Source organism: Sporosarcina sp. SG10008 (genome assembly GCF_044569405.1).
In the GTDB taxonomy this organism is placed as follows: domain Bacteria; phylum Bacillota; class Bacilli; order Bacillales_A; family Planococcaceae; genus Sporosarcina; species Sporosarcina psychrophila.
The window spans coordinates 331,387-354,911 of the sequence record NZ_CP172607.1 but is presented as its reverse complement, the minus strand read 5'-3'; the positions used below and the strand labels follow the sequence as shown (position 1 = coordinate 354,911).

The following is a 23,525-nucleotide window of genomic DNA, read 5'->3' as shown; positions in this document are numbered from 1 at the left end:
ATAAAGAAATATGTCACACTAAAATATAAGAATAATCGGAAAGTAGGAAAGGAGAGGTAATATTTATGCTATTTATGTCCTTTATTGTTGTGCCTTTATTAGGCGTCATATGGTTTTTGAATCTTATCACCTTTATGGAGAACTTACACAACGGTAAAAACACTCATAATCAAAAAGTATTGGGGGGAGTTTGGACCTTCGCCTTTATCGCTACACTAATTTACTGCTATATGGGCATCAGTTATAGTTGATACTTTGTGGAGCGACACATGCTGAAATAAGCATGTGCTCTACCGGGTTTTCAAATGACGAATTCCCGCCATATTCAAGCCTATGGAACCAGTAAAGGTAGTTGGGCAACTCCTTGAAAACGCACCATCCAAGCCTTTAAGCGTTTGTGGAAGTGCTGGATGTGATAGATCCCCTTCTAACCACGTTTTTCGTCTTTCTCCCCACATTAAGCACCCCCCTTTAACCGCATTGTATCAACCTTTTAACAGTCTGATTAGTAAAGTAACAATCTATACGAAAACTGCCTCTCTCTCTTACAACTACCTCCCAATACCATGAAGTACTTTCCAACAACCATATATTAAAATTTGCAAGCATCTATGCTAGTCAAAGTCTATCCTCACATCATTTATATAGTAGGCTAGCTACACGATAAAACCTTCCGAAAATAAAAGTCCATTCCTTTTCACCCATTGTTGCATAGGATAAAGAGAATCGCTTGGAAGGAGTGAACGAATGGTCAACATGCAACCAGGTGGTCAAGGGGAACAGCAATGGTACCCAAAATTACCTGAAGGATATGAAGCAAACCGGGCGCAAGATACGTCTGGGTATGCGAATGATAGCTGGTCACCAGGTATGGGAATGTCCGGACAGGGGATGCAAGGTTTTTCATCTGGGCAAGGGATGTCTGGACACGATATGCAAGCTTTCTCTCCTGAGCAAGAGATGCAAGGCTACGACATGCAAGCTTTTTCTCCAGGGCAAGAGGCACAAGGCTACGACATGCAAGCTTTTTCTCCAGGGCAAGAGATGTCAGGTTACGGGATGCCTGAACAGGAAATGGTTGCTTTCCACTCAGGACACGACATGCAGGGGTTTGCTCCGCCAGGACGGCCGCCGGGCCAAGGAATGCCTGGATTTGGTCCTCCAGGACGACCGCCGGGCCAAGGTAGTCCTGGATTTGGTCCTCCAGGATGGCCACCGGGACCAGGAATGCCTGGATTTGGTCCTCCAGGACGACCACCGGGACCAGGAATGCCTGGATTTGGTCCTCCAGGACGACCACCGGGCCAAGGACAACCGGGCGGACAACAAGCCCCATCATCTCCACCACCAAATACCATACCAGCTTATCCAAGTACCCAGTTGTTTGCAGTAGATCCAGGTGCAATCCGTGGTTGTCTCTACCGCTATACCTATGTCTGGCTATCCAGAAGACAAGGTTTTTGGTTTTTCCCAGTCTTTGTCGGACGTACTTCTGTCGCCGGTTACAGATGGCGTAATAGGCAAAGAAGATGGGAATACATGGGGATCGACCTTAATCGAATCGACAAGTTCTCCTGTTTTTAATTAGCTACTTTCTATTATCTATGCTCACTTAATGAAAAAAACGATTCCATCACCGATGGAATCGTTTTTTATTGAGCTTATCTGTTTAACAATGACAGAGAGAGGGAATGTAATTAGAGGTGCGTGCATGGTAATGAAGAATAATGGACAAGATTAGTCTAAATGATGTGTACCATTATCTTATAAGAAAAATAGGTGATTTGATGAAAAAGGTATCAGGTGTTTTTTGGATTTCGGTCGGTCTAATAGGTTTGATAGTTTTATTCGGAGCATTTGCACCTGAAAGCTTCGAAAACGTAACAGAGAATATGAAAAACTTCATAACTTCATCATTCGGCTGGTATTATTTACTCGTTGTCACTGGAATTGTACTGTTCTGTCTGTTCTTTATCGTCAGTCCAATTGGTCAGATTACGCTCGGAAAGCCTGATGAGAAGCCTGAGTATTCTCGAATGAGCTGGTTCGCAATGCTGTTTTCAGCAGGAATGGGGATTGGACTTGTCTTTTGGGGAGCAGCCGAACCTTTATCCCATTTTGCTATAGACCCCGCAACTGAACTGCCAGGAACCGACGCTGCTTTTCGTGAATCGATGCGCTTCACATTTTTCCATTGGGGTATTCATGCATGGGCGATTTACGCTGTAGTTGCCATGTCACTTGCGTATTTCCAATTCCGTAAAGGGGAACCTGGATTGATTTCCTCAACTTTGAAGCCGCTTTTTGGAGATCGGATGAACGGTCCTTTAGGCACATTGGTCAATCTACTCGCTATCTTCGCGACGGTAGTAGGGGTTGCAACGACTTTAGGATTTGGAGCTATTCAAATCAACGGCGGATTATCTTATGTATTCGATATCCCCATCAATTTTACCGTTCAAATTATCATCATCATTATCGTAACAATTTTATTTGTTGCTTCTGCTTGGTCAGGTATAGGTAAAGGAATTAAATATTTATCTAATATCAATATGGTACTTGCGGTCATCTTACTGATACTTGTTATCATACTTGGACCTACTATGTTAATCTTCAATACATTTACCGATACAATCGGTCTTTACTTGCAAAACTTACCCCGTATGAGTTTCCGGGCAGCACCGCTTGATGATGCCAATCGTACGTGGATTAATGGTTGGACTATTTTTTATTGGGCGTGGTGGATTTCATGGTCCCCATTTGTTGGTATCTTCATTGCCCGCGTATCACGTGGAAGAACCATCCGGGAATTCTTAGTTGGTGTCTTGATGCTCCCCACATTGCTTAGCTTTTTCTGGTTTTCCGTTTTCGGTGCCACGGCAATGGATGTACAAATGAAAGGAACTGACTTATCTGGATTGAAAACAGAAGAGACACTTTTCGCCATTTTCAATGGGATGCCAATGTCAATGTTTCTATCGATTTTAGCAATTATCCTCATTGCCATCTTTTTCATCACATCCGCAGATTCTGCCACATTCGTGCTCGGAATGCAGTCAACTTACGGATCGCTTAATCCGCCAAATATTGTGAAACTGACATGGGGTGTTGCACAAGCAGCAGTTTCCATCATTCTGCTCTCTGCCAACGGGCTAACCGCACTGCAGAATGCATTGGTTATTGCTGCATTCCCCTTCTCCTTCGTCATCATTTTAATGATGATTTCGTTTTATAAGGCTCTTGATAAAGAACGAACGGAGATGGGACTGATGGTGAGACCTTATTCGAAGAAGAGGAAATAGTAATTTGAAAAGCCAAGACTGAGCCGTGTGCTCAACCTTGGCTTTTCTTTTTATGTTCTCCAACTTATTTAAACGCCTCTCCCACATTATTGCTTTGAAAGTTGTACTTCATAGATGCGAGCAATCTGCATATATTTCGTAGAGAGGTTTTACGAATTATAATGGGTAGGTGATGAAAGTGAGTGCAATATTACTTGGCAGTTTTCTTTTTTTAAGTGTAAGCTTCGGAGGTGGAATTGCTTGGCTAGTATCTAAACTATTCCACAATTCAACCGCAGGATTATCACTCCTATGCGGTGGATTTTTAGTAGGATTACTGGCACTTGATATCATTCCAAGCGCATTGAAGATGTATAAGTCTTTCGGTATCATACTGGGGGTATTCATTGGATACCTATTTTTTCTAGTGCTTCGCAATTTATTCCACCCATCTGCAGGTCAAAGTCCTTCCGTTTACTTGCTCATGCTTGCCATACTCATCCATACAATCCCGCTAAGTATGACCATTGGCAGCTTAATGGAGAGTTCAATAGTCGGCATCACAATTACGGCTTCTGTAATTCTGCATCATCTTCCAGAAGGTTTTGCACTTACAACTGCTTTTCTTTCGCAAAGGAAAAAGCCATGGAAGTTATTTTTAGGTTTCCTCAGCTTATCGCTATGCTTTAGCCTATTCATCTGGATCGGGCATTACGTAAATCTGTCTACCAAAGAGCAAGGTGTTCTAATGGGGATCTCCATTGGCCTCATTGCAACTACAAGCATTAGTGAATTCATCCTGCATAATCTAAAGCTGGTACCTCCAAGATCTTTTATCACCTATATTTTTACGGGTTATTTACTAAGTACTCTATTTCATCTGTTGTTATAATTTTAGGCAATATGGATGAAAGATAGCCGACTCTTCACTTAAGCACCTGTTAGTTAAATGAGAAATTATTCAGAAAATATATCAGCTACTAAATTACTAAATTCTCTTAAATAATAGAGATAATTTTTCCCGTCAATTCCTTCATAGTTATATCTTTTGTTATACATCTTTGCAACAACAACATTATATTCAGGTATTACTAATAAAGTTGGACCTGTTACCCCTATTATTTGAAAAGCACCTTTAGGCACTCGGTCTCCAATCTCGCTTTTTAATGACGGAGTTCCTTGAACAAACCAAAACGCACCATTCAATGGAGTTTCTTCATTTTTATATGTAGGGCTTTGAACTTGTGTTGCAATTTCAATTACTTCTTTTGGAACAACTTGTTCTCCATTTATATTTCCTTTTCTTAAATGAAGATTGCCCCAATGTGCAAATTCTCGAGCAGAGACATAAAGGTTAGACTCAGTTCCATCATTTGAATTGCCCAGTTTAGATGTTGCCTCTTCGTTAGGATTAACAATAACTTTAACTAAATTTTCATTTTCTTTTGTTTGCCAAGCTGTTTCCTTATAACCTAAAGGTAAAAAGATTCTTTCGTGTAACAATTCAGAAACACTTTGGTTGTATAGTTGTTTAATTAATTGTGTCATCATTAATACATTAATCCCTCTATACGCCCACCCTTGACCTGGGTCAAACTCTCTATAAACCATTCCATACTCGTCCTCATTTAAACCATGAGAATGCGTAATTAAATTTCTAATGGTTGTTCTACCAAGTAATTCTTTATCAAATTCTTCAAAGTAATTTACTGCATAATCATCAAGACTTTTAATTTTACCTTCATGGATTGCATATGCAACAGCTAGCCCTAAATAACTTTTTCTCGCCGATGCAACATTAAACTGTGAAAATTGCGTTATAGGCAATGAACCTTCTCTATTAGAGTGGCTTCCACTGTAATGCTCTAGTACCATTTCATCATCCTTAAGTATAAGCAATGCCGATGCGGAGCAGTGATTTAGCTCCTTTATATCTTCAACCCATGAGATTAATTTTTGATATCTAATATCCAACTTTGTGCCCTCCTTTCTTTTGTCAAATTCAACAAAAAATAGATTAAACCATGTTGAACGAACCTACCCCGTTAGTTACAATAAGCACCTATTAATTAAGTGTGAATTCTTTTTCAAGAAAAGTAACTACATCTTTCCAATCTACTATTGGTGAATGTTCTTCATATTCAAATGCTCCCAAATTCACATTAGCATCTGGTTCATCTTCATAAAGTGAAAACTCTCTTATTAACGTACCATTTTTTATTACTATAAGCTCTGTATTTAAATCTTCATCATAGTAAGCATAGATAACAGATCTACCATTTGCCAGTTTCGTCCATGCCTGATTCGATAAACCAAAGAATGCTCCTCCTTCAAAGTCCACAAAATATGTCCATCCATCTTCAGTTTCAGAAATGTGTACTGATTTATCAACACAATCCCCGTACTCATCCAACTCAAATTCAATCTCTTCATTCATCCAACTACAATATTTTTTTTAGCTTCTTCTAAAGATAAATTAATTTTAAAACAACATTCTTTCATTTTTATTCATCAGCCTCACTTCACTTTACAATGCACCTTAACTTTTCATTCTTATTAAACAACCCTACCTGTTAGGCTAACTCCAACGACCATGATGCATCACAGACTGTCGCACCCAATACGAGTAGCGCTTACGGGCGATTAATCCTCCCTTGCTTATTGCACCAGCCTTGCCTATATTCTCTGAAGAATGGGGCTGTTTTTTTATTTTCATGGGAGTTTAGTAGAATACTTCACAAACTTTTTTCTCCTCCAACTTATCATTTCCTTTTACTTTTAAGCGTTTTTGCAAATACATAACCACTTAATCCTAGTGACGCACTAATCACATAGCATTTATAATTATTCTTTTGTAAGTATTTTTCGAGTTCATTCGTATCATCGTAGCAAATCGGCCAAGCATATAATTTATGGAACTCAAATTGTTCTCTGTTCCCTACGAAAAATGTATTCAAATCTACTTCTTCAATATCAAATAAAATACTTCCCGCCATTACATGATCGAAATAATGTGCTAAGTAATCCTCGAATGTAACTGTTACAATTTCATCTGCCACCGTTTCGATATCTAATAGCAATTCATTTTCAAGAAAATTTACTGAGTACCCAATTAACACACCATCGTGAATAGATATTGTCATTCACTTCCTCCTATATACTGCCGCGTTGTATGAAAAATCAATTAGAATTACCCATGGCAATCCTACGATACTTTACTAAAAAACCTGGATTAAATGCTTTTCTATTTTAAATTTAAATTCTCTAATACTTAAGTTTGTTTCTGCGTCGAGAATACTTATTTCTATTGTTATCGTATCCCAACTTTCCAAATATGTACGCTTCACAAACCTTTGAAAACCTCTTATTTCAGAGTATTTCTCCATATACTGGGGCTTTTCATGGGATAAATCATTAATACTTTCATCTATTTCCCATTTGCCGAATTGAATATTTATGTCTCAATCAAGTTTATTTTGTGTATCAAAACCAAAAAACATGTCTCCTGTTTCTTCGTTATAATAAATCCCCATTACTTTCAAATAAAACTTAGTATCATTAATCAACAATAGTTGAATTCCTATATTATCCTCTGGATCCCCAACCCATTCCTTCCACTGTTCTTTAGTCCACATGTCCATTTTACTTGTATCAAATGTGTTCATAGTGAAATCAACATTAATATTTTCTTTTGTCATTTCCTTCGCACCCCTTAATTATCTTAATATGGTTAACCCTTTCAGTTAACTTGCTGCGTTAGTTGAAGTAGAAGGTAAAGGATTGTCTCCATGAGATCAAACCTTATACATCTCCAATCCAGATCAACTTAAAATCCGTTCATGGAAATATTTAACTTCATTACTCAATAAGTTATGACACATGCAATAGATAAAAGTCTTCCTATGTAAATGAAAGAGCGACTTTTCGCAAATCTAACATATTTATATTGTGTTTGATTCATAACTTTTTCAAGCAGATCTAGTAGACGCAATGCCCGTTTTAGGAAATAATTAATTTCATTAAGAAAAAGCTGCCCTGTAAAGGCAGCCGATTGTTTAACTAAAGTAACTTGTTAGTTGAAGAAATTATATTTCAAGAAAAATATTCTCAGATCAAAATTATGTCTATCATTTTATTTAGGTGGATTTAGTTGCCACGAAAATCCAAGCTATTTTTATTTAATGTGTAATTCTACCGAAAAGGGGTTTTTGCTGTTTTTGGAAACCTTAATACTTGAGCTGCCCATTTTTTGGATAATCTCGAAAATAACCTGCCCCTTTACATTTGACACGTCTATTCTATAGACTTTTTCTGCATCAGGATCTAGGGTATCTATATGTGCAGGTTGATTATCGACATAAACAGGTAATAATTCCTTTGTCGGTGAATTTTTACTGTATGCATTTATGGTGAATTGACGACTAAGTTCTTGGTTCTTATTTTTAACTTTTACATATAGGTTATCGCTATCTTCCTCCGTAGAAATCATACAGCGTGAGACATTTGTTTTTGTCATGTAGCCTCCTCCGATTCTTTTCTATTCTTTTTTGAGAGAATTAATAGCGTCAAGGATAGCTTTGCGATTACTATATTCACTTTGTAATAACTCATTCATTATATTAGTGAATTTAGAAACTAGAGGTTCTATATTGTCTGAATTCTGGTTACCCATTAAGCTTTCCATCATAATAAGATTAGATAGAGTCATAGCCATAAATCCAGCACTATTATCGGTTACGTTGATAACGGTATTGTTTCCATTTGTAAAGGTATTGTTTCCAGCGTTTGCGGTAGCAGTTGAGTCAGCATCACCAGTTGCATCAGCGTCTCCAGTTGCATCGGCATCACCAGTCGCATCGGCGTCTCCAGTCGCAGTTGCATCACCAGATGCGGTTGCATCGGCGTCTCCAGTTGCATCGGCATCACCAGTTGCATCAGCGTCTCCAGTTGCATCGGCGTCACCAGTTGCGTCGGCGTCACCAGTTGCATCGGAATCGGCGGTTGCATCGGCATCACCAGTTGCATCGGCGTCTCCAGTTGCATCGGCATCACCAGTTGCATCGGCGTCACCAGTTGCAGTTGCATCGGCATCACCAGTTGCATCAGCATCACCAGTTGCATCGGCATCACCAGTTGCATCGGCATCACCAGTTGCATCGGCGGTTGCATCAGCATCACCAGTTGCGTCGGCGTCTCCAGTTGCATCAGCGTCTCCAGTTGCATCGGCGTCTCCAGTTGCGTCAGCATCACCAGTTGCATCAGCGTCTCCAGTTGCATCGGCGTCTCCAGTTGCATCGGCGTCTCCAGTTGCATCGGAATCGGCGGTTGCGTCGGCGTCACCAGTTGCATCAGCGTCTCCAGTTGCATCGGCGTCTCCAGTTGCATCGGCGTCTCCAGTTGCATCGGCGTCTCCAGTTGCGTCGGCATCAGCAGTTGCGTCGGCGTCTCCAGTTGCGTCGGCGTCACCAGTTGCATCGGCGTCTCCAGTTGCATCGGCATCACCAGTTGCGTCGGCATCACCAGTTGCGTCGGCATCAGCAGTTGCGTCGGCATCACCAGTTGCGTCGGCGTCACCAGTTGCATCGGCATCGGCGGTTGCATCGGCATCACCAGTTGCATCGGCATCGGCGGTTGCATCGGCGTCACCAGTTGCGTCGGCGTCACCAGTTGCGTCGGCGTCACCAGTTGCATCGGCATCGGCGGTTGCATCGGCGTCACCAGTTGCGTCGGCATCAGCGGTTGCGTCAGCATCACCAGTTGCGTCGGCATCAGCGGTTGCGTCGGCGTCACCAGTTGCATCGGCATCGGCGGTTGCGTCGGCATCAGCTGTTGCATCGGCATCAGCTGTTGCGTCGGCATCAGCTGTTGCATCGGCATCACCAGTTGCATCGGCATCGGCGGTTGCATCGGCATCACCAGTTGCATCGGCGTCACCAGTTGCATCGGCATCAGCTGTTGCGTCAGCATCAGCTGTTGCGTCGGCATCAGCTGTTGCGTCGGCATCAGCTGTTGCGTCGGCATCAGCTGTTGCGTCGGCATCAGCTGTTGCATCGGCATCACCAGTTGCATCGGCATCGGCGGTTGCATCGGCGTCACCAGTTGCATCGGCATCAGCTGTTGCGTCAGCATCAGCTGTTGCGTCGGCATCAGCTGTTGCGTCGGAGTCACCAGTTGCGTCGGCATCAGCTGTTGCGTCAGCATCAGCAGTTGCGTCAGCGTCAGTGTTAACTATCCATGGATACCGAGCATCGCATCGTCTGCAAAATTTTTCAAGATTTTCACTTTTGTAATGACAATATTCACATTTCCAATTACTCATTTTTGTACCTCCTTTCTAAATAATGATCAAGTTGAAAAATAATAATCAACCTGTCTGGATAGCATATGTCTTTAAAAATTATTGAACTAGTTAATCTGACTAACTAACTAAATCAAAAATTTATTAGCTAGAGTTATAGTCTCTATTAAGCACAGAACCGCATGAGCAGTTATAGACTCGCTCCGCTAACGCACCCGTTTGCTTAATAAGATGACAGCTCTCTTGTAAGTGAATGCTTTCCGAATGAACCTCTTTCATAATTATCATCCTTTTAATTTCTTTTGATTTTCAATAAAATGGCCTGATAATGAAAATCCAGGCCCTTCTTTCTTCCATTAAAAAAACTCCCTTTTACGGGAGATCCTTTATGTTGAACTATTGAAATTAAGACTTCAGTAGTTGAAAAAAACAAGTTTCTGTATAACTAGTTAGGATAAAAAAATTAAAAATCAACGGTCTCTTTGATAGTTGACCATTGAATTTCGGGATTAAATTCATTGCTAGTCATCATCGTTCCAACAAATATATCATCGGTATTAGTTATGTTATTCAAATAGTGTTCAATAGTTGAACTGATAACTTTTGAGGTGTATAAACCTGATAATTCATTCTTAGAAACCCAAAATAATTCCCCTTCGTCTGAAGGAATAAAGTTCATATGCTTTGTTTCTCCAAAGTAGACATATTGCTGACGTATTTCCCCGCTATTCTTCTCAAGCAGTATGTATTCAAGCCTGAAATTTTTGATGTCATCCTTTTTAAATCCTGTCTCTTCTTCAATTTCCCTGTAACTTGCCGTCATTGGAGAATTAAGTTCATCGGATTCCATATGACCTCCAATTCCACCCCAAAATTCAAAATTAAAGATTTTACTTTTTTTCTTTTTCATCATTAGTACACTTCCTTGATGAATTAAGAATGCAGTAGCCATTTGTCGGACTTCCAATAATACCATCCTCTCTAATTCTACAATTATTTTTTAAACTAAAAGAGCATTATACGATCAAAAATCCTACTACATATAATGGCCCTTCAATGGAATAACATTATTATTACTTAACAGGTACCTGATCTACAGGTAAAACCGAAATCCCTTCTATATAGAGATAGGAAATTCCGGTTCACCTTTTTCATAAAAAATTTGATCATTTCAATAAGCCTTCTTCAACTGAACTACCCCTTTAGTCTTCCCCGCCACTTCGATAAGACCGGTAATTCAGACTTTTATAATACTGAGTTCCCAGGTTATTCATTTTAAATGATGATTTTTCTTATCCAAAATGCCATGTACTACAACTAACACAAGAATTGTTATGATTAAAATTTTGTATATCAACCGTTGATCTAAATAAAAATAAGCTATTAAAGACAAAATGCCTAAACAAATTGCCAAAATCTCTAACTTCTTTGGCTTACTCAGCAGACTCCCTAACAGAGCAAGAGTTGAACCACTTATCATAAGTATAGGAAGGTAGTTTGCATACGTATCTTCTAAGTCAAAAAACGGTCCTAAAGCAATAAGAATAAAACCTAACCATTGAAGCACTTTTCCTAATTTGTTCATCCTTGAGAACCCCCGGTCATTTGACACTTTTCTTCAACTAACCGCCATACATGTAGCGCAAAATCAGCGCTACACCACAGAAGTTGAAAATATGTGCAGAACTGTTATTGGATACTACGGCTTGCGAAGAAGGTCGATGAACTATGGTGCCATAGAACCCTATCCGTTAGTTATACTCCAACGACCACTGTGGCATCACAGACTGTCGCACCCAATACGGGCAGTATTTCCGGAAAATAAATCCTATTATAGTTAATGTACCAGCCTTGCCAATATCGAACAAATTTTGTAAAAAATTCGATATAATTACGTAGACAAGACGAACTTTGACAATTCAATAATCGGGCTATTTGATTTAGTATTCGGTATTCAGGAGGGGTAAGATAGATGAACTCAATCTATTCTAAATCGTTGTTTGTAAACCTGCTTTTACTATTGCTTACAGCTTGCAATGAAATAACGGAAATAGAAAAAGAATATATGGATGCGGAACCAGCTACGAAACTATTAAGAGACTACTTGACAGATCACCGCGCTGAACTAGTAGAGGAAAGAGTAATTGTAACAGCGTATGGTCCTGATGAACTTAATAATGTTCTCGAAGTAAATCTCATAAAATTGAACAGGAAGAAGGAGAAATAATTTAAAAAGATATTGCATCAGGAAGTAAGACGGAAACTGGAACAGGGAGGATACCTCATAAGGCAAGAAACATTTACAACAAATTAGAACAAACGAATGTATGATCTTCCAGAGATGAAAAATTATTGGAAATGTATAACTTGTTAAGCTATCAGGCGCAATTGTGGCACAACATAGCTATAAAATGAGCAACCTTCATTTTAATGCCTCACCTCACGCATTTTAACGCCCCCCCCAATCTAACTTAAGTTAATTCTAAAATGCGTTAAGTTAGATTCAAATGAGCACCGAAAAAAATGGATGGCTAAAAAACAGCTTCATCCCCTATGTAGCAAGAGCTGAGGCAGTCTTTATGAATCTAACATAGTTCTATTGTGTTAGATTCGCAAGTTTTTTTAAATACACTTATACCGATGTTTTATTTCAATAAATCGTTCGGAATCCGAATCCTTCCTATAATTAGTGTTATACATTAAAAAACGTGTAGCCATTAAATTCTGTTTTTGGTAAGGGGTTCAATTTTAATCCAATCGTTTGATGATCAAAAGCGATTCGTACCAGTCCACGAGTCATATCAGCAACATTCATTGATTCCATTTCCTCCAATGAGAAAAAGCCTGCACCATCTACTTCAACTTCATCTGGTTGTGGCTGCCCTTCTAAATATTCCATCAAAAATCCAATATAAATATTATGTACTCGACCTGGATAATCCCCCAACATTACGATCGATTTCACTTTTGTAGTTACACCTGTTTCTTCTAATACTTCACGTATGACACTTTGTTCAATAAGTTCTGTTTGACCAATATAACCACCGGGGTTTGTCCATTTCCCTTTCCCAGGATTATCTTTACGGCGAACGAGTAACATTTTTTCATCTTTTATGACTAAAGCTCCAACACTTACACTGTAATTTCCCCAATGAATAAATGAACAGCTTGAACATGCTTTATACTCTTCATCATTAATGACACGTATTTCTAACACTTCTCCACAGTTCGAGCAATAATTCATTCCCATATAAAAACCTCCATATAATTTGTCATAACTATTTTTTCAGATAAATAACAAAAGCCCGAGGATACTATGCTCCAAGGACTTTTATATTTATTTAGCGTTGTTACTTTTTGATTGAAATAAATTAAGATAAATAGTCGGGCTATAAACCAATATAAAGTTTGAATATATGCTTCCTCATTCAGATACTTTGATTACGATTTTACCGAATGCTCCACGACCCAGATGCTCATAGGCTTGGATTGCATCAGAAAAGGGATAAACTGTGTCAATCACGGGTTTAATGTTCAGTTCATTAAATGCTTTGTTCATTTCATCGAAAGCTTTCCGATGCCCCACAAAGATACCTTGTATACGCGCTTGTTTGGACAACAATGAAAACAAATTTACTTCTGCCATCATACTCTTCAGGAACCCAATGACATAGATATTTCCTTGTTGTGCAAGAGCATCAATGGAACGGTTAATACTATCTCCACCAACAACTTCTAAAATATGCTGAGCTCCCTTACCATCCGTGAGCTTTAATACTTCTTTTTCCCAATCCGGTGTTTTCACATAGTTTATAACTTCTTTTGCTCCTAGAGCCCTTACTCGTTCGCCCTTTTCGTCACTGCTAGTTGTGACAATAACTCTTGCCCCTAGTGCAGAAGCGATTTGAATCGCATAGATTGATACTCCCCCCGTACCAAGAATAAGTACTGTATCGCCGGCTTTTATTTTTCCATATTCAACTAAAGAAAACCAAACTGTTAAGGCTGCAATCGGAAGTGTAGACGCTTCTTCATCTGTCATATTAGAAGGTGTCATTACCGCTGCGTCTTCGTCTAGGAGCATATATTCCGCAAGACCACCATCATTAGGTCCACCCACTGCAGTTGGGCCATAGTCCTCGGTTGGTGCTCCATCAGTCCATTTTGTGTAAAGATGGGAAACCACCCGGTCACCTTCATTAAATTTTGTTACCTCTGAACCCACACCGATTACAACTCCAGCTGCATCCGATACGGGTGTGAAAGGTTTACTCATTAAGTCTGGTAAATAATCACCATCCATAATTGATTTATCCCGAAAATTGAGGGATACAGCCTTCACACGTACCAACAGTTGTTTAGGACCTGGTTTCGGAATATCCACATCTACTAATTTTAAGTTTTCCAATCCTACGCCTTGCTTTTTCCATGCTTTCATATTCATCTTTTCCTCTTTCCTTAAATATATATTTGCAATAAGAATATTATTTATAACCACTTATTAGTCTAAACGACTCGCAACACAGAAATACATATCCCGAATTGTCGATGTGTAAGTGATAACAATAACCAAATTCATAACGGAATTTGGTTATTGTTATAGTTCTGTTTGAATGAATATACCAAGGTTTCTTATGGCTTCCTCATCCCTTTTGTAATAAGTCCATTTACCTAACCTTGTGGCCTCAATTAAACCCGCTTTTTGTAAGGTTGACAAGTATTGGGAAGCAGTAGATTGAGTCATGTTTAACTTATTTGTTATTTGACTAACGCAAACACCAACTTCAACTAAATCAATCCCATCCTGTGGTTCAAAATGATCCGAAGGATCTTTAAGCCATTCTAGGATTTGCAGCCGAGCATCATTTGAAAGTGATTTAAAAATATTTATCTTATCCATGTTCACATTATACATCGACAAAAACCAATTTGTCAATTTAATAAACATTAATATCTCTATAGGTTGAAATCTATCTCCCCCCAAAACCGTTCCTGACCTTTTATCGGTCTATTTATGACACCTCCAATAATTTAAAAAGTCCCCCTTTCTTAATAAAAGAGACTATTTACAAATCGATATAAGCTAGGTAAAAGAAGTACGATAAAAACAGCAGACAGTTTAGAATTAGCAAAAGAACTACAAGTAGCAGTTAAGGCTGGTGAAGAAGAACTATTAATGTTTAATGGTCAAACTTTTAATTACCCAAATGAAAAAGGTGACCATTTAATTGAGGTAAATCTTACTGCTGATTTTGGAACGGCTAAATATGTTGGAAATATTTTAGTGAAGTAATATTAAATACTTTAGAAAAAACTACTATGTAGAGGCAGTCCCTTCTTCAACTAAAGCCCCTGTTAGTTGAAGAAGGTCTACATAAAAAAACTTACTTTATTTTTAGTGTACTATTTTTTCGATACAAACTTTGCACAAACCAGATGCTCCATTTAATTACCTCAATAAGCACTTTTTATAATTAACTAAAACTAAAACTATAGCCACTAATAAATATATTACAGAGGTAACTGTAAGAGTATTAAGTACGTTTCCAACTTGAATGACCAAAAAATAATTGAAAAGTTGGTGAATCACAATAGGAATAATGAGATTATGATTCAAGTTATAAAATGCAGTTATGATGATTGATACAGCAACAATGCCACACAAAAAACAAATGATATATTGCACCAATTGTAATCCTGAGTATCCTGACATAAGCCATAACGGTGTATGCCAGAAGCCCCAAGCCAATCCAACGATAATGGCTGATTTTAATGGACTGAATCTTTTTTGCAAATCATTTAATACAAATCCCCTCCACCCTAATTCTTCCCCGAGTGGTCCAAGAATTAAATTGTAGCCAAATAAGATAAGAAGTGAAGTCCATGAAGCAGTAAATTGTTCATATACGGGCACATTCCATACTTTGTTTGTCATTAATAAACTACCAATTAAAAGCAAAAATTGAATAAGAACGACACACAATACAGTCGATATTCTGATTCTTTCCCTAAATTGGCTTTTTATAAAGTTCCATAGGTTCCATTGGGGATAGATTTTACGGAACATTGTTACGAAGACAAATGTAGACGTCCATGATGATAGCACGAGTAATATATCTACTACGGGCTGAGACTTTAAAAAAAACATCGTCAGCCCTATGACAAGAAGAAATACAAAGAACATGACATAGGTCCATATAATATACTTTTTTACCATTCCACTCAAACCAAACACCCTCCTATATATATAAATAACCAATAGAACAGTTTGCACTTGTTCCATTGGTTATAAAGATAAACTATGGTGTTACCCCCAGGTCAATATCAATAAAAAGTATTTTACTCTTCTTCAACAGGAACATATATTTCTAAGAAGGCTCGTTCTTTGTTATCAAGATATGTAATAAGACGAGTATTAACAAAAGCAACCCCTTTTGGTTTAAGTCCTTGTTCGTTTCCCCATTCCACAGTAGATTCAAAAACTTTATATTTAATATCACTATTTCCATTTTGATACCTGCCATCCTCAACAATTGTATAGATGCATTTAGAATATTGTAAATAACATCCGATATTTTCCTTATGTATCGTTTCATGCTTTTCAACAATATACATCTTGGAATCTAGAAACCCGTTTTCATCAAAAGTAAATTTCCTCATGATTTTGCTAAGAATATCATCCTTCATCATATCCATATTTTGCAATAAAGCAGGATACTCCAGAAAGGAATAAAAGTCAGAAAACTCATCAATTACTTCATAGGTTGGGAATTTCCTTATGGAGTATTGGTTTAAGTGTTCTTTTAATTCCTCACAGAATACTTTTGTTTCTTTTATTTTTTGAAGCATGAATTTTTTATTTCGTATGGTTTCTTCTAATTGTTCGGCTTTTACTTCTAATAAAGTTTCCAGTTCTTCTATTGCTCTTCCTTCTTGTAGTTTTCTAACTTCTTTCATCGATAAGTTTCTCTTTATATAAAAATCCGCTACCAATAATGTATATATATCATAATCATTATACTGTCGATAATTATTTGATTCATCATGGTTTGGTTTTACAATTCCTTGTTTCTCGTAATACCTAAGTGCATCTCTTGATACACCTAGAATTTCAAATAATTGACTTGTTCTATAAGTATTCCTTTCCATTCCATATTGACCTCCTAAAGATATAATATTCATTGAGTAATTTTAAATAATTACTATACAATCACGGACCTTATTAATATGACCGAATATTTATTCTCAATCTTCATAATTATGTTAACATAAATATTCAATTAAAGTTTATCTCCCCTCTAAGCCATCCTTTAGAGGGGAGATAACTTTAATCATTTTTAAAAAATAATAAATCTTTATTTATATAATCAAAATTCGTATTAAATGAATAATCTTTTTAAAAACTATAAGTAGGTTTTCTTTTTATTCTTGTTCAACTAACCTGCCCAGTTAGTTGAATAAAAAAAAGCTTTACTCATTAATGAAGTAAAGCACCTGTTAGTTCAACATTCAGTATTAGGTTATCTATTTTACTTCACACAAGAAAAAGCCAGTACAATAGGAATTCGTTGTCTTCTAACAAATTCATCTTCACTACTAAAATGTTCACGCTTTGGTGTACCCTCGCGTAAATCTAGAACTGAAAAACCAGCTTGTTTAAGTGCTATAAAATAATTTTCGATTGTTCGATGATACTTAACCACTATTTGGTCAATCCAAGGCTCTTTTCTTTCCCCCTCCTGGAAGTAGTCATCGACAATCCAATTACCGCGTTTATCTCCAGATTGCTTACTAGCAAAAGACGAAGTTGTAAGTGGATGCTGGATACTAAAAACAAATCTCCCGTTTTCTTTAAGTGTTTTATGAACATCTCTAAACAGGCGATTAATGTCTGAAACATAATGGATTGCAAATCGAGATGTCACAAGATCAAATACTTCTTTTGGATAATCATAAGATTCCATTGTTTCAAAGTGTATTGTCCCGTTTTGTTGAAGTATGTTAGAGCGTGCCACTTCCACCATTTGTTTCGAACCTTCTACTCCTGTGTAGTTTTTTGCTCCTAAATGTAAGAGTTCTTTTCCAAACGATGCATCACCACACCCTAAATCTAAGACGCTACTATCTTGAAAACTCCCAATTAACTCATAGATAATTGGTCCTTCAATTGCATTATTTGGACTATCGTTTCTCTTTCTTCTAATCATATAATTTTTCAAAAAATCGGTTTGATCATAGACGCTAGGTCCTTTAAATTCCATCGAAACGTCTCCCTCTAAAACTTGAGATGTCGGGCGAATCATCGCCACATACACAAATTAATTTATTCTATCAGTTGTTTTCTAGAATTGACAATTAGGCAGTTATTTACTTTTCAATAAAATTTATATAAAAAATTTCGCTATAACGATTCCTTATTGAACTCACCTGCCGCGTTAGTTCCAGAAGAACAAAGAGCTGCATTTGGTTAGGATACGCTAACATAGAATGGCATTATAATGCTTTTGGTGTTTTTTCCAATAACGACCAAATTAACAGCTATCTATTCGATTTGTGGTGTACTTATGTATATACTTGTTCTTTTATTGTTTCTCGGATATCTAAGGACTTTAAAAATCGTAAAGAACGCAAATAAATAAGAATGAACGTTATTTTTTTTCTTATTGGTTAAAGTAAACAGTCTGCCCTTAACGGACGCGATTGTCGAACAATGTACATGCGCCTTTTTACTAGCCAGATCCGAATAGTTCTTTAATAATTGGATGTAAATATATACAAAACCCAGCAAACTTCACATGAGATTTTTGCTGGGTTTTAAAGTTGGATGTGCAAAATGACGCCAAAAGTGACAGCCATAGCTTCTACACTATCTTATTTTTTAAATAGATTTTTTTTATGCCACTTGAAATAAGGCTTGTTCTCCTCAGTTCGGGCGATTTTCATTTTTGAATGCATACTGTACTTTTCATAATCCTCTTCCGAAATCTGTGATGAAATATGCAATCTACCTTGTCCATCGAATGCGATAAATCCATTCTCATAGAGCGCATCATGATTACAACATAGAAGGACACCATTATAAGGATCCACTCTTTCAAAACTCGTACCGTCTTTCCATGGCTTAGAGTAGCTTGCGCGAAGCAGTGCAGGTAACTCAATCTCACAAAGAACACATTTGTGATCCCAGAGTGGTAGTAAACCTTCCCTAAACTTTTGTTGCCCTAAACGAATCTTTGTTTTCAATTCCGATTCTGTTTCAGCAATCATGGGAATGAATGTGTTACGTTCTGTTTGAAGCACCGTACCAATTGCTAATTCGAGCTGCTCTTCATCTACTTGATAAATATTAAGGTCGCCAATTAATTCTATTAACTTTATTGCTAATTCCTCATTGCAAGGATATAAATACCCTTGATTACCATTTGCATCTGTTTGAAAAGGTGAATACTTAATTGGCAGAAGCGGCAAAATGTCATCAAATTTCGAGAGTACATTCACAGGTACTTCAAGTTCATGATAGTCCAATTCCACTAAATACCCATCATCAATCAAACGTTCTTGATTTTGCATAGTTGACGGATTACTCGCTATCAAGCATCCTGTTTTAGCAACACTAATCGCCACAATATTTCCTTTTACATAATGAAATATGCGATCCCCTTCATTTACCTCTATCATTCGTAGCCGTGAATGACGTTCTTTCCCACTACTGTCTTGTTGCAGTGACCAAATGATTCCTAATTCTTTTTCTTCTTGATATGTCTGACCTTGCATCACAACGAAACTTTGCATGTATGGAACACTCCCTAAATCGCAATTCAACTAGCTCTATACTCATTATAGCTGTTTTTTTCCTTTAGGCTGCTTATTGTAGTTTCAAATTGACCTGAATGAGTAAAAAAATGATTTCTGCACAACCAAAAGCCACGATCGCCGAATCATCTTCGGTAATCGTGGCTTTTAATTTTTCATCGTAATTCTTAAGACTTCACAGTAACTACTTTACCCTCTTTACGTTCCTTAGCATATTCAGCTGTAGCTGTGAACAGTACGTCAGAAGATGAATTCAGTGCAGTTTCACAAGAATCTTGAACAACACCGATGATAAAGCCTACGCCAACCACTTGCATAGCAATATCATTTGGAACTCCAAATAAACTACACGCTAGCGGGATAAGCAAAAGTGATCCGCCTGCAACACCTGATGCACCTGCTGCAGACACAGCCGCAACAACAGTAAGAAGAAGTGCAGTCACAAAATCAACTTCAATCCCAAGCGTATGGACTGTTGCGAGAGTTAGTACAGCAATTGTAACGGCTGCACCTGCCATATTAATAGTAGCACCTAGAGGAATTGATACTGCATAAGTATCCTCATCTAAGCCAAGTTCTTCACATAACTTCATATTTACAGGAATATTTGCAGCTGAACTGCGTGTAAAGAATGCCGTGATACCACTGTCTTTTAAAACCTTGAAAACAATTGGATAAGGATTTCTGCGTATATAGACATATACGATTAACGGATTCACTACAAGTGCGATAAACAACATACATCCAACTAAAATTAAAACTAATTTACCGTATACAAGTAAAGCAGAAAAGCCAGTTGTTACAATAGCATCAAAAACAAGCCCCATAATACCAAGCGGTGCTAAATTGATCACCCATTGCACGACTTTAGTAATTGCATCTGAAAAACTACCTAACACGTCTTTTGTATTTTGATTGGCATTTTTCAATGCAAGTCCAAGAACAACTGCCCACATTAAAATACCTAAATAGTTAGCATTGAGTAATGCATTAACTGGATTCGCAACTATGTTAAAGAGTAATGTTTCAAGAACTTCAACAATACCTTCTGGTGGAGAAAGCCCTTCTGCTCCTGTTGTCAATGTTAGTGTAACCGGGAACATAAAACTCACAGCGACAGCGACAGCCCCTGCTAGGAGTGTACCAATCGCATAAAGCCCAAGAATCGCTTTCATATTCGTTTTCGTACCGCTTTTATGCACGGAAATTGCGTGCATCACTAAGAATAATACTAAGACTGGTGCCACTGCCTTTAATGCACCGACAAATAAAGAACCGAAAATGGATACCCAACTTGCTGCAGTAGGAACGATTAAAGCTAAAATAAGACCGGCAATAATACCAATAACTATCCTTTTTACTAGACTTATTTGATTCCATTTAACAAATAAATTTTTCATTATACTATCCTCCAGATTTTTCTTTAAACTCGTATTATAAAAAATGCACAATCACTTCTCCACGTTGAGGCAAAATGTACTTATTTCACCTTGAAGTAGACTGAAACTTTATTTTAACACATCCTTTTTAGAATTGTGCATTATATTAGAATACTTTTTGTGGTTTACTATTAAAATCGTTTGGGCGCTAGTCAGAGATTTTGGATCATATGGACAGTGTAGGTACATAATGAAAACAAAAAAACAACAATCACTGAATTCCCTTCAGTAATTATTGCTTTAAATCCCATAAATTACATTCAATTTCACGAATGTTTTTATGGATATGGTGGGAATTGGGCCCGCCTAGGACAGTAAAAAAGAGAGCCATTATAACTCTCAAAAATACGATTAATAACCAGATCAAATAATATTTCGAGTATCGAATCTTTGAAATCTCACCCACTTAACCTATTTAACGCTACTCTATGACATCTCATTCGATAAGAGCAATCTGTACAGGTTCTACGTGTAGTTCATCATAAATGATTCTAAGACACTTAAACCTGCTCGTCTCGTTGAAATAACAGGTAAACAAACTGGCTCGGCTTACTCACTTCCCTACACCAATATTTGTAAATAAGTTATACTGTATCATGAACTGATATGCCCGTTGTTCAACTAACGCGGCACGATAGTTCAACAAGGATAACATATGAACAGTGGTGAATTATTGAATGTTAGAAAACTTTAAAGGGGGCAGGGATTAAATTATGTGGAAGAATTACATTGAGAAAATATCGAAAGAATATCATTTCAAAGCCCCAGCAACCAATTCTGAAATAACTCTTATTAAAAAAGAATTAAATATTGAATTACCAAAAAAATTATTAAACCTATTAAATGAAACAAATGGAGTATTTGATAAATTTGATTGTCCTTTGATTTGGTCAACTGGAAAAATAATAGAAGACAACTTGTTTTTTAGAAATTTTGATGATTATAAAGATATTTATATGCCATTTGATAATTTAATGTTTTTTTCTGATGGGGGAAATGGGGATTTGTTCGGTTTTGCCATATTAAATGGGAGTATTCAAAAAGAGGACATATATGTATGGAATCATGAGGATGATAGCCGAACTTGGATTGCTTCTTCGTTAGAAGATTTTATAAAAGGTTGGATTACTTCCGAAATTTCTATATAAATAGGAGGTTTCGTTCTTAACCAAACGGGTGTTTTGCTTCAATTAGGGGTTAAGCACCCTTTTCTTATTCAACTAAAAGAGCAGAATAGTTCAATAAGTGGATTGGATTTATGTGGTGAAATTAATTATTCAACTTACATGGCAAGGTAGTTTAATAAGAAGGAGACAAGGTAGGATAGACTAATTACGATGAAAAGGGAGGACTATAATTATGGATCGAATTTATTTTGTAGACAATCCTTGGCCTAATGGTCATCGAATAATCAACTTTAAGTGGAGTGCACATTTCAAATATGAAGAAGAGGAAGTATTGAAAGAAAGAACAGGATTGTATTTCGATTTACATTTGGAAACTGCAGATTATTATGAGGAAGATTTAGATTTAGATGAGAATGACGATGAAGAAGTAGACGATTGGCGCGCTAAGATTGTATGGAACAACTATCATAGTTGTACTATGTCATCTCAAGAATGGGATTATAAAGGTTTTCATGTAGGAAGTGATAAGGCACCATTTGACCTAGAGACACTAGATGGAAAGGCATATGAAATTGACTTTCTATCCAAGGATGAACAGAAAAACTTGAATCTAGATTTGACTGCCTTTGATGTTTATTTGCTCGGTCACGATGCGACAGCCTATCATATTATTAAGTTTACTAAGGAAGAAGGCCAGTCTTATCAAATTGATTGGAAAGGTAAGTTGGCGCTGGCTTATACAGGTGATTACGAGTTCAGATATGATTTTCATGCATTAATTTCTTCTACGTCATTTAGCGGAATTACTATTCCTGATGAAATAACGGATTATAGGGCCTATGAGCTTCTAGAGCGCTTCGTTAGTAAACCAACATTATTTGAATTGCAGAATGACAATGGTAAGAGAAAATTTATATTTAAATAACAATATGACTTGAATATTTATGGGATGTTACGTTTTATAAAGGCTTTTCGTTGCTATTAGGCAGTATTAGCAAAGGGGATCGATAGTAGCTCAAAGGTGAAGCGATTGAGCTTATCCGGTCGTCTGCTGTTACGGTCAATCTATCTCGTTGAATATCTTCTTTTTATTTACCTTGCCGTAGTTTTTGTAAATAAGAAAGTCACAGTTTAATAGGGGTGTAATTTATGTTAAGAAAATGGATTTTATTAATTGGTGGAGCTGCATTAACCTCTTTAATACTTAGTTTGTTTTTTGTTAATAGGGCTAGTGAAGATCCCATGCTCGCTAGAAAGATTTTAGAGCAGGCGGAAAGTGGTACAACAGAAATCTCACTGTCTACTTTAACCGATTTTGACTGGGAGAAGGCATCAGTCTATGGACCATATACAACAGTAGATGTCATAGAAGAATCATTGAATGTTGAATTTAAGGGTAGTATTAATGGAATTGATTTTAGAGAAGATATTTTTCTACTCGTATTTGCTAAGGGAAACCATGCTATAAAAACGGTAGTACTTTCAAGAAAAGTAGGTAATTATTACGAAAAGAACGGTATGCTGACACCAAAGAATGATCTATTAATTATTAAAAAATAGCTGATAT

General features: G+C 37.3%; 24 protein-coding genes. 7 read left to right on the top strand and 17 right to left on the bottom strand.

Features of this window, described 5'->3' with window-relative positions:
• Positions 1-290: 290 nt before the first annotated feature.
• On the bottom strand, positions 291-458 hold the full coding sequence (locus tag ACGLYD_RS01820) for a hypothetical protein (RefSeq protein ID WP_399631053.1): 168 nt from the start codon (positions 456-458) through the stop codon (positions 291-293).
• A gap of 289 nt (positions 459-747) precedes the next feature.
• On the opposite strand from ACGLYD_RS01820, the gene ACGLYD_RS01815 reads away from it, so the two are divergent.
• From ACGLYD_RS01815 to ACGLYD_RS01805, 3 genes are all read left to right on the top strand, one after another.
• Entirely contained in the window at positions 748-1,584 is an 837-nt protein-coding gene (locus tag ACGLYD_RS01815; RefSeq protein WP_399631051.1) for a hypothetical protein, read from the top strand.
• Positions 1,585-1,787: 203 nt separating this feature from the next.
• Positions 1,788-3,302, top strand: a complete 1,515-nt coding sequence (locus ACGLYD_RS01810; RefSeq protein ID WP_067213849.1) for a BCCT family transporter — start codon at positions 1,788-1,790, stop codon at positions 3,300-3,302.
• A gap of 172 nt (positions 3,303-3,474) precedes the next feature.
• Complete coding sequence (locus ACGLYD_RS01805) at positions 3,475-4,173, top strand: ZIP family metal transporter (protein WP_187046773.1); 699 nt, start codon at positions 3,475-3,477, stop codon at positions 4,171-4,173.
• 65 nt (positions 4,174-4,238) lie between these two features.
• Here ACGLYD_RS01805 and ACGLYD_RS01800 read toward each other — a convergent pair whose 3' ends face one another.
• The 8 genes from ACGLYD_RS01800 to ACGLYD_RS01765 all read right to left on the bottom strand — a co-directional run bounded on the left by ACGLYD_RS01800 (position 4,239) and on the right by ACGLYD_RS01765 (position 11,164).
• Positions 4,239-5,249, bottom strand: a complete 1,011-nt coding sequence (locus ACGLYD_RS01800; RefSeq protein ID WP_399633078.1) for a serine hydrolase domain-containing protein — start codon at positions 5,247-5,249, stop codon at positions 4,239-4,241.
• A 97-nt stretch (positions 5,250-5,346) separates the two neighbouring features.
• Positions 5,347-5,718, bottom strand: coding sequence for a hypothetical protein (locus tag ACGLYD_RS01795; protein ID WP_399631045.1), 372 nt, complete (start codon positions 5,716-5,718; stop codon positions 5,347-5,349).
• A 325-nt stretch (positions 5,719-6,043) separates the two neighbouring features.
• A complete protein-coding gene (locus tag ACGLYD_RS01790) occupies positions 6,044-6,424 on the bottom strand; it encodes a hypothetical protein (RefSeq protein ID WP_399631042.1) in 381 nt (126 codons plus the stop codon).
• A gap of 318 nt (positions 6,425-6,742) precedes the next feature.
• The gene (locus ACGLYD_RS01785; protein WP_399631039.1) at positions 6,743-6,979 is read right to left on the bottom strand and encodes a hypothetical protein; all 237 of its coding nucleotides are present in this window, start codon (positions 6,977-6,979) and stop codon (positions 6,743-6,745) included.
• Positions 6,980-7,455: 476 nt separating this feature from the next.
• A complete protein-coding gene (locus ACGLYD_RS01780; RefSeq protein WP_067206265.1) occupies positions 7,456-7,797 on the bottom strand; it encodes a hypothetical protein in 342 nt (113 codons plus the stop codon).
• A gap of 218 nt (positions 7,798-8,015) precedes the next feature.
• Positions 8,016-9,482 (bottom strand): hypothetical protein, encoded by a 1,467-nt coding sequence (locus tag ACGLYD_RS01775; protein ID WP_399631036.1) that lies wholly within the window; start codon positions 9,480-9,482, stop codon positions 8,016-8,018.
• 560 nt (positions 9,483-10,042) lie between these two features.
• On the bottom strand, positions 10,043-10,492 hold the full coding sequence (locus tag ACGLYD_RS01770; RefSeq protein WP_342537663.1) for an NUDIX hydrolase: 450 nt from the start codon (positions 10,490-10,492) through the stop codon (positions 10,043-10,045).
• A 357-nt stretch (positions 10,493-10,849) separates the two neighbouring features.
• On the bottom strand, positions 10,850-11,164 hold the full coding sequence (locus tag ACGLYD_RS01765; protein WP_067206261.1) for a hypothetical protein: 315 nt from the start codon (positions 11,162-11,164) through the stop codon (positions 10,850-10,852).
• Positions 11,165-11,551: 387 nt separating this feature from the next.
• Here ACGLYD_RS01765 and ACGLYD_RS01760 point away from each other — a divergent pair, with 387 nt between their 5' ends.
• A complete protein-coding gene (locus ACGLYD_RS01760) occupies positions 11,552-11,806 on the top strand; it encodes a hypothetical protein (RefSeq protein WP_340741572.1) in 255 nt (84 codons plus the stop codon).
• A gap of 465 nt (positions 11,807-12,271) precedes the next feature.
• Here the strand turns inward: ACGLYD_RS01760 and ACGLYD_RS01755 are convergent, their stop codons facing one another.
• From ACGLYD_RS01755 to sstT, 8 genes are all read right to left on the bottom strand, one after another.
• Complete coding sequence (locus ACGLYD_RS01755) at positions 12,272-12,829, bottom strand: NUDIX hydrolase (protein ID WP_342537662.1); 558 nt, start codon at positions 12,827-12,829, stop codon at positions 12,272-12,274.
• 174 nt (positions 12,830-13,003) lie between these two features.
• Positions 13,004-14,017, bottom strand: a complete 1,014-nt coding sequence (locus ACGLYD_RS01750) for an NAD(P)-dependent alcohol dehydrogenase (RefSeq protein ID WP_187046769.1) — start codon at positions 14,015-14,017, stop codon at positions 13,004-13,006.
• A gap of 159 nt (positions 14,018-14,176) precedes the next feature.
• The gene (locus ACGLYD_RS01745) at positions 14,177-14,479 is read right to left on the bottom strand and encodes a helix-turn-helix transcriptional regulator (RefSeq protein WP_067213845.1); all 303 of its coding nucleotides are present in this window, start codon (positions 14,477-14,479) and stop codon (positions 14,177-14,179) included.
• Between the two features lie 549 nt (positions 14,480-15,028).
• The gene (locus tag ACGLYD_RS01740; RefSeq protein WP_342537660.1) at positions 15,029-15,514 is read right to left on the bottom strand and encodes a CPBP family intramembrane glutamic endopeptidase; all 486 of its coding nucleotides are present in this window, start codon (positions 15,512-15,514) and stop codon (positions 15,029-15,031) included.
• A 404-nt stretch (positions 15,515-15,918) separates the two neighbouring features.
• Positions 15,919-16,728, bottom strand: coding sequence for a MerR family transcriptional regulator (locus ACGLYD_RS01735; RefSeq protein WP_187046767.1), 810 nt, complete (start codon positions 16,726-16,728; stop codon positions 15,919-15,921).
• Between the two features lie 380 nt (positions 16,729-17,108).
• Positions 17,109-17,840, bottom strand: coding sequence for a class I SAM-dependent methyltransferase (locus tag ACGLYD_RS01730; RefSeq protein WP_340741568.1), 732 nt, complete (start codon positions 17,838-17,840; stop codon positions 17,109-17,111).
• A gap of 610 nt (positions 17,841-18,450) precedes the next feature.
• The gene (locus ACGLYD_RS01725; protein ID WP_187046765.1) at positions 18,451-19,371 is read right to left on the bottom strand and encodes an HNH endonuclease; all 921 of its coding nucleotides are present in this window, start codon (positions 19,369-19,371) and stop codon (positions 18,451-18,453) included.
• A gap of 188 nt (positions 19,372-19,559) precedes the next feature.
• Positions 19,560-20,792, bottom strand: coding sequence for a serine/threonine transporter SstT (gene sstT, locus ACGLYD_RS01720; RefSeq protein WP_187046764.1), 1,233 nt, complete (start codon positions 20,790-20,792; stop codon positions 19,560-19,562).
• Positions 20,793-21,544: 752 nt separating this feature from the next.
• Here sstT and ACGLYD_RS01715 point away from each other — a divergent pair.
• The 3 genes from ACGLYD_RS01715 (at position 21,545) to ACGLYD_RS01705 (ending at position 23,518) form a co-directional block, all read left to right on the top strand.
• Positions 21,545-21,979 (top strand): SMI1/KNR4 family protein, encoded by a 435-nt coding sequence (locus tag ACGLYD_RS01715; protein WP_338653399.1) that lies wholly within the window; start codon positions 21,545-21,547, stop codon positions 21,977-21,979.
• 211 nt (positions 21,980-22,190) lie between these two features.
• A complete protein-coding gene (locus ACGLYD_RS01710; protein WP_342537659.1) occupies positions 22,191-22,883 on the top strand; it encodes a hypothetical protein in 693 nt (230 codons plus the stop codon).
• A 224-nt stretch (positions 22,884-23,107) separates the two neighbouring features.
• Positions 23,108-23,518 carry a hypothetical protein gene (locus ACGLYD_RS01705; protein ID WP_187046761.1) on the top strand — a complete coding sequence of 137 codons (411 nt, stop codon included), beginning with the start codon at positions 23,108-23,110 and terminating at the stop codon, positions 23,516-23,518.
• The last annotated feature ends 7 nt before the right edge of the window (positions 23,519-23,525 follow it).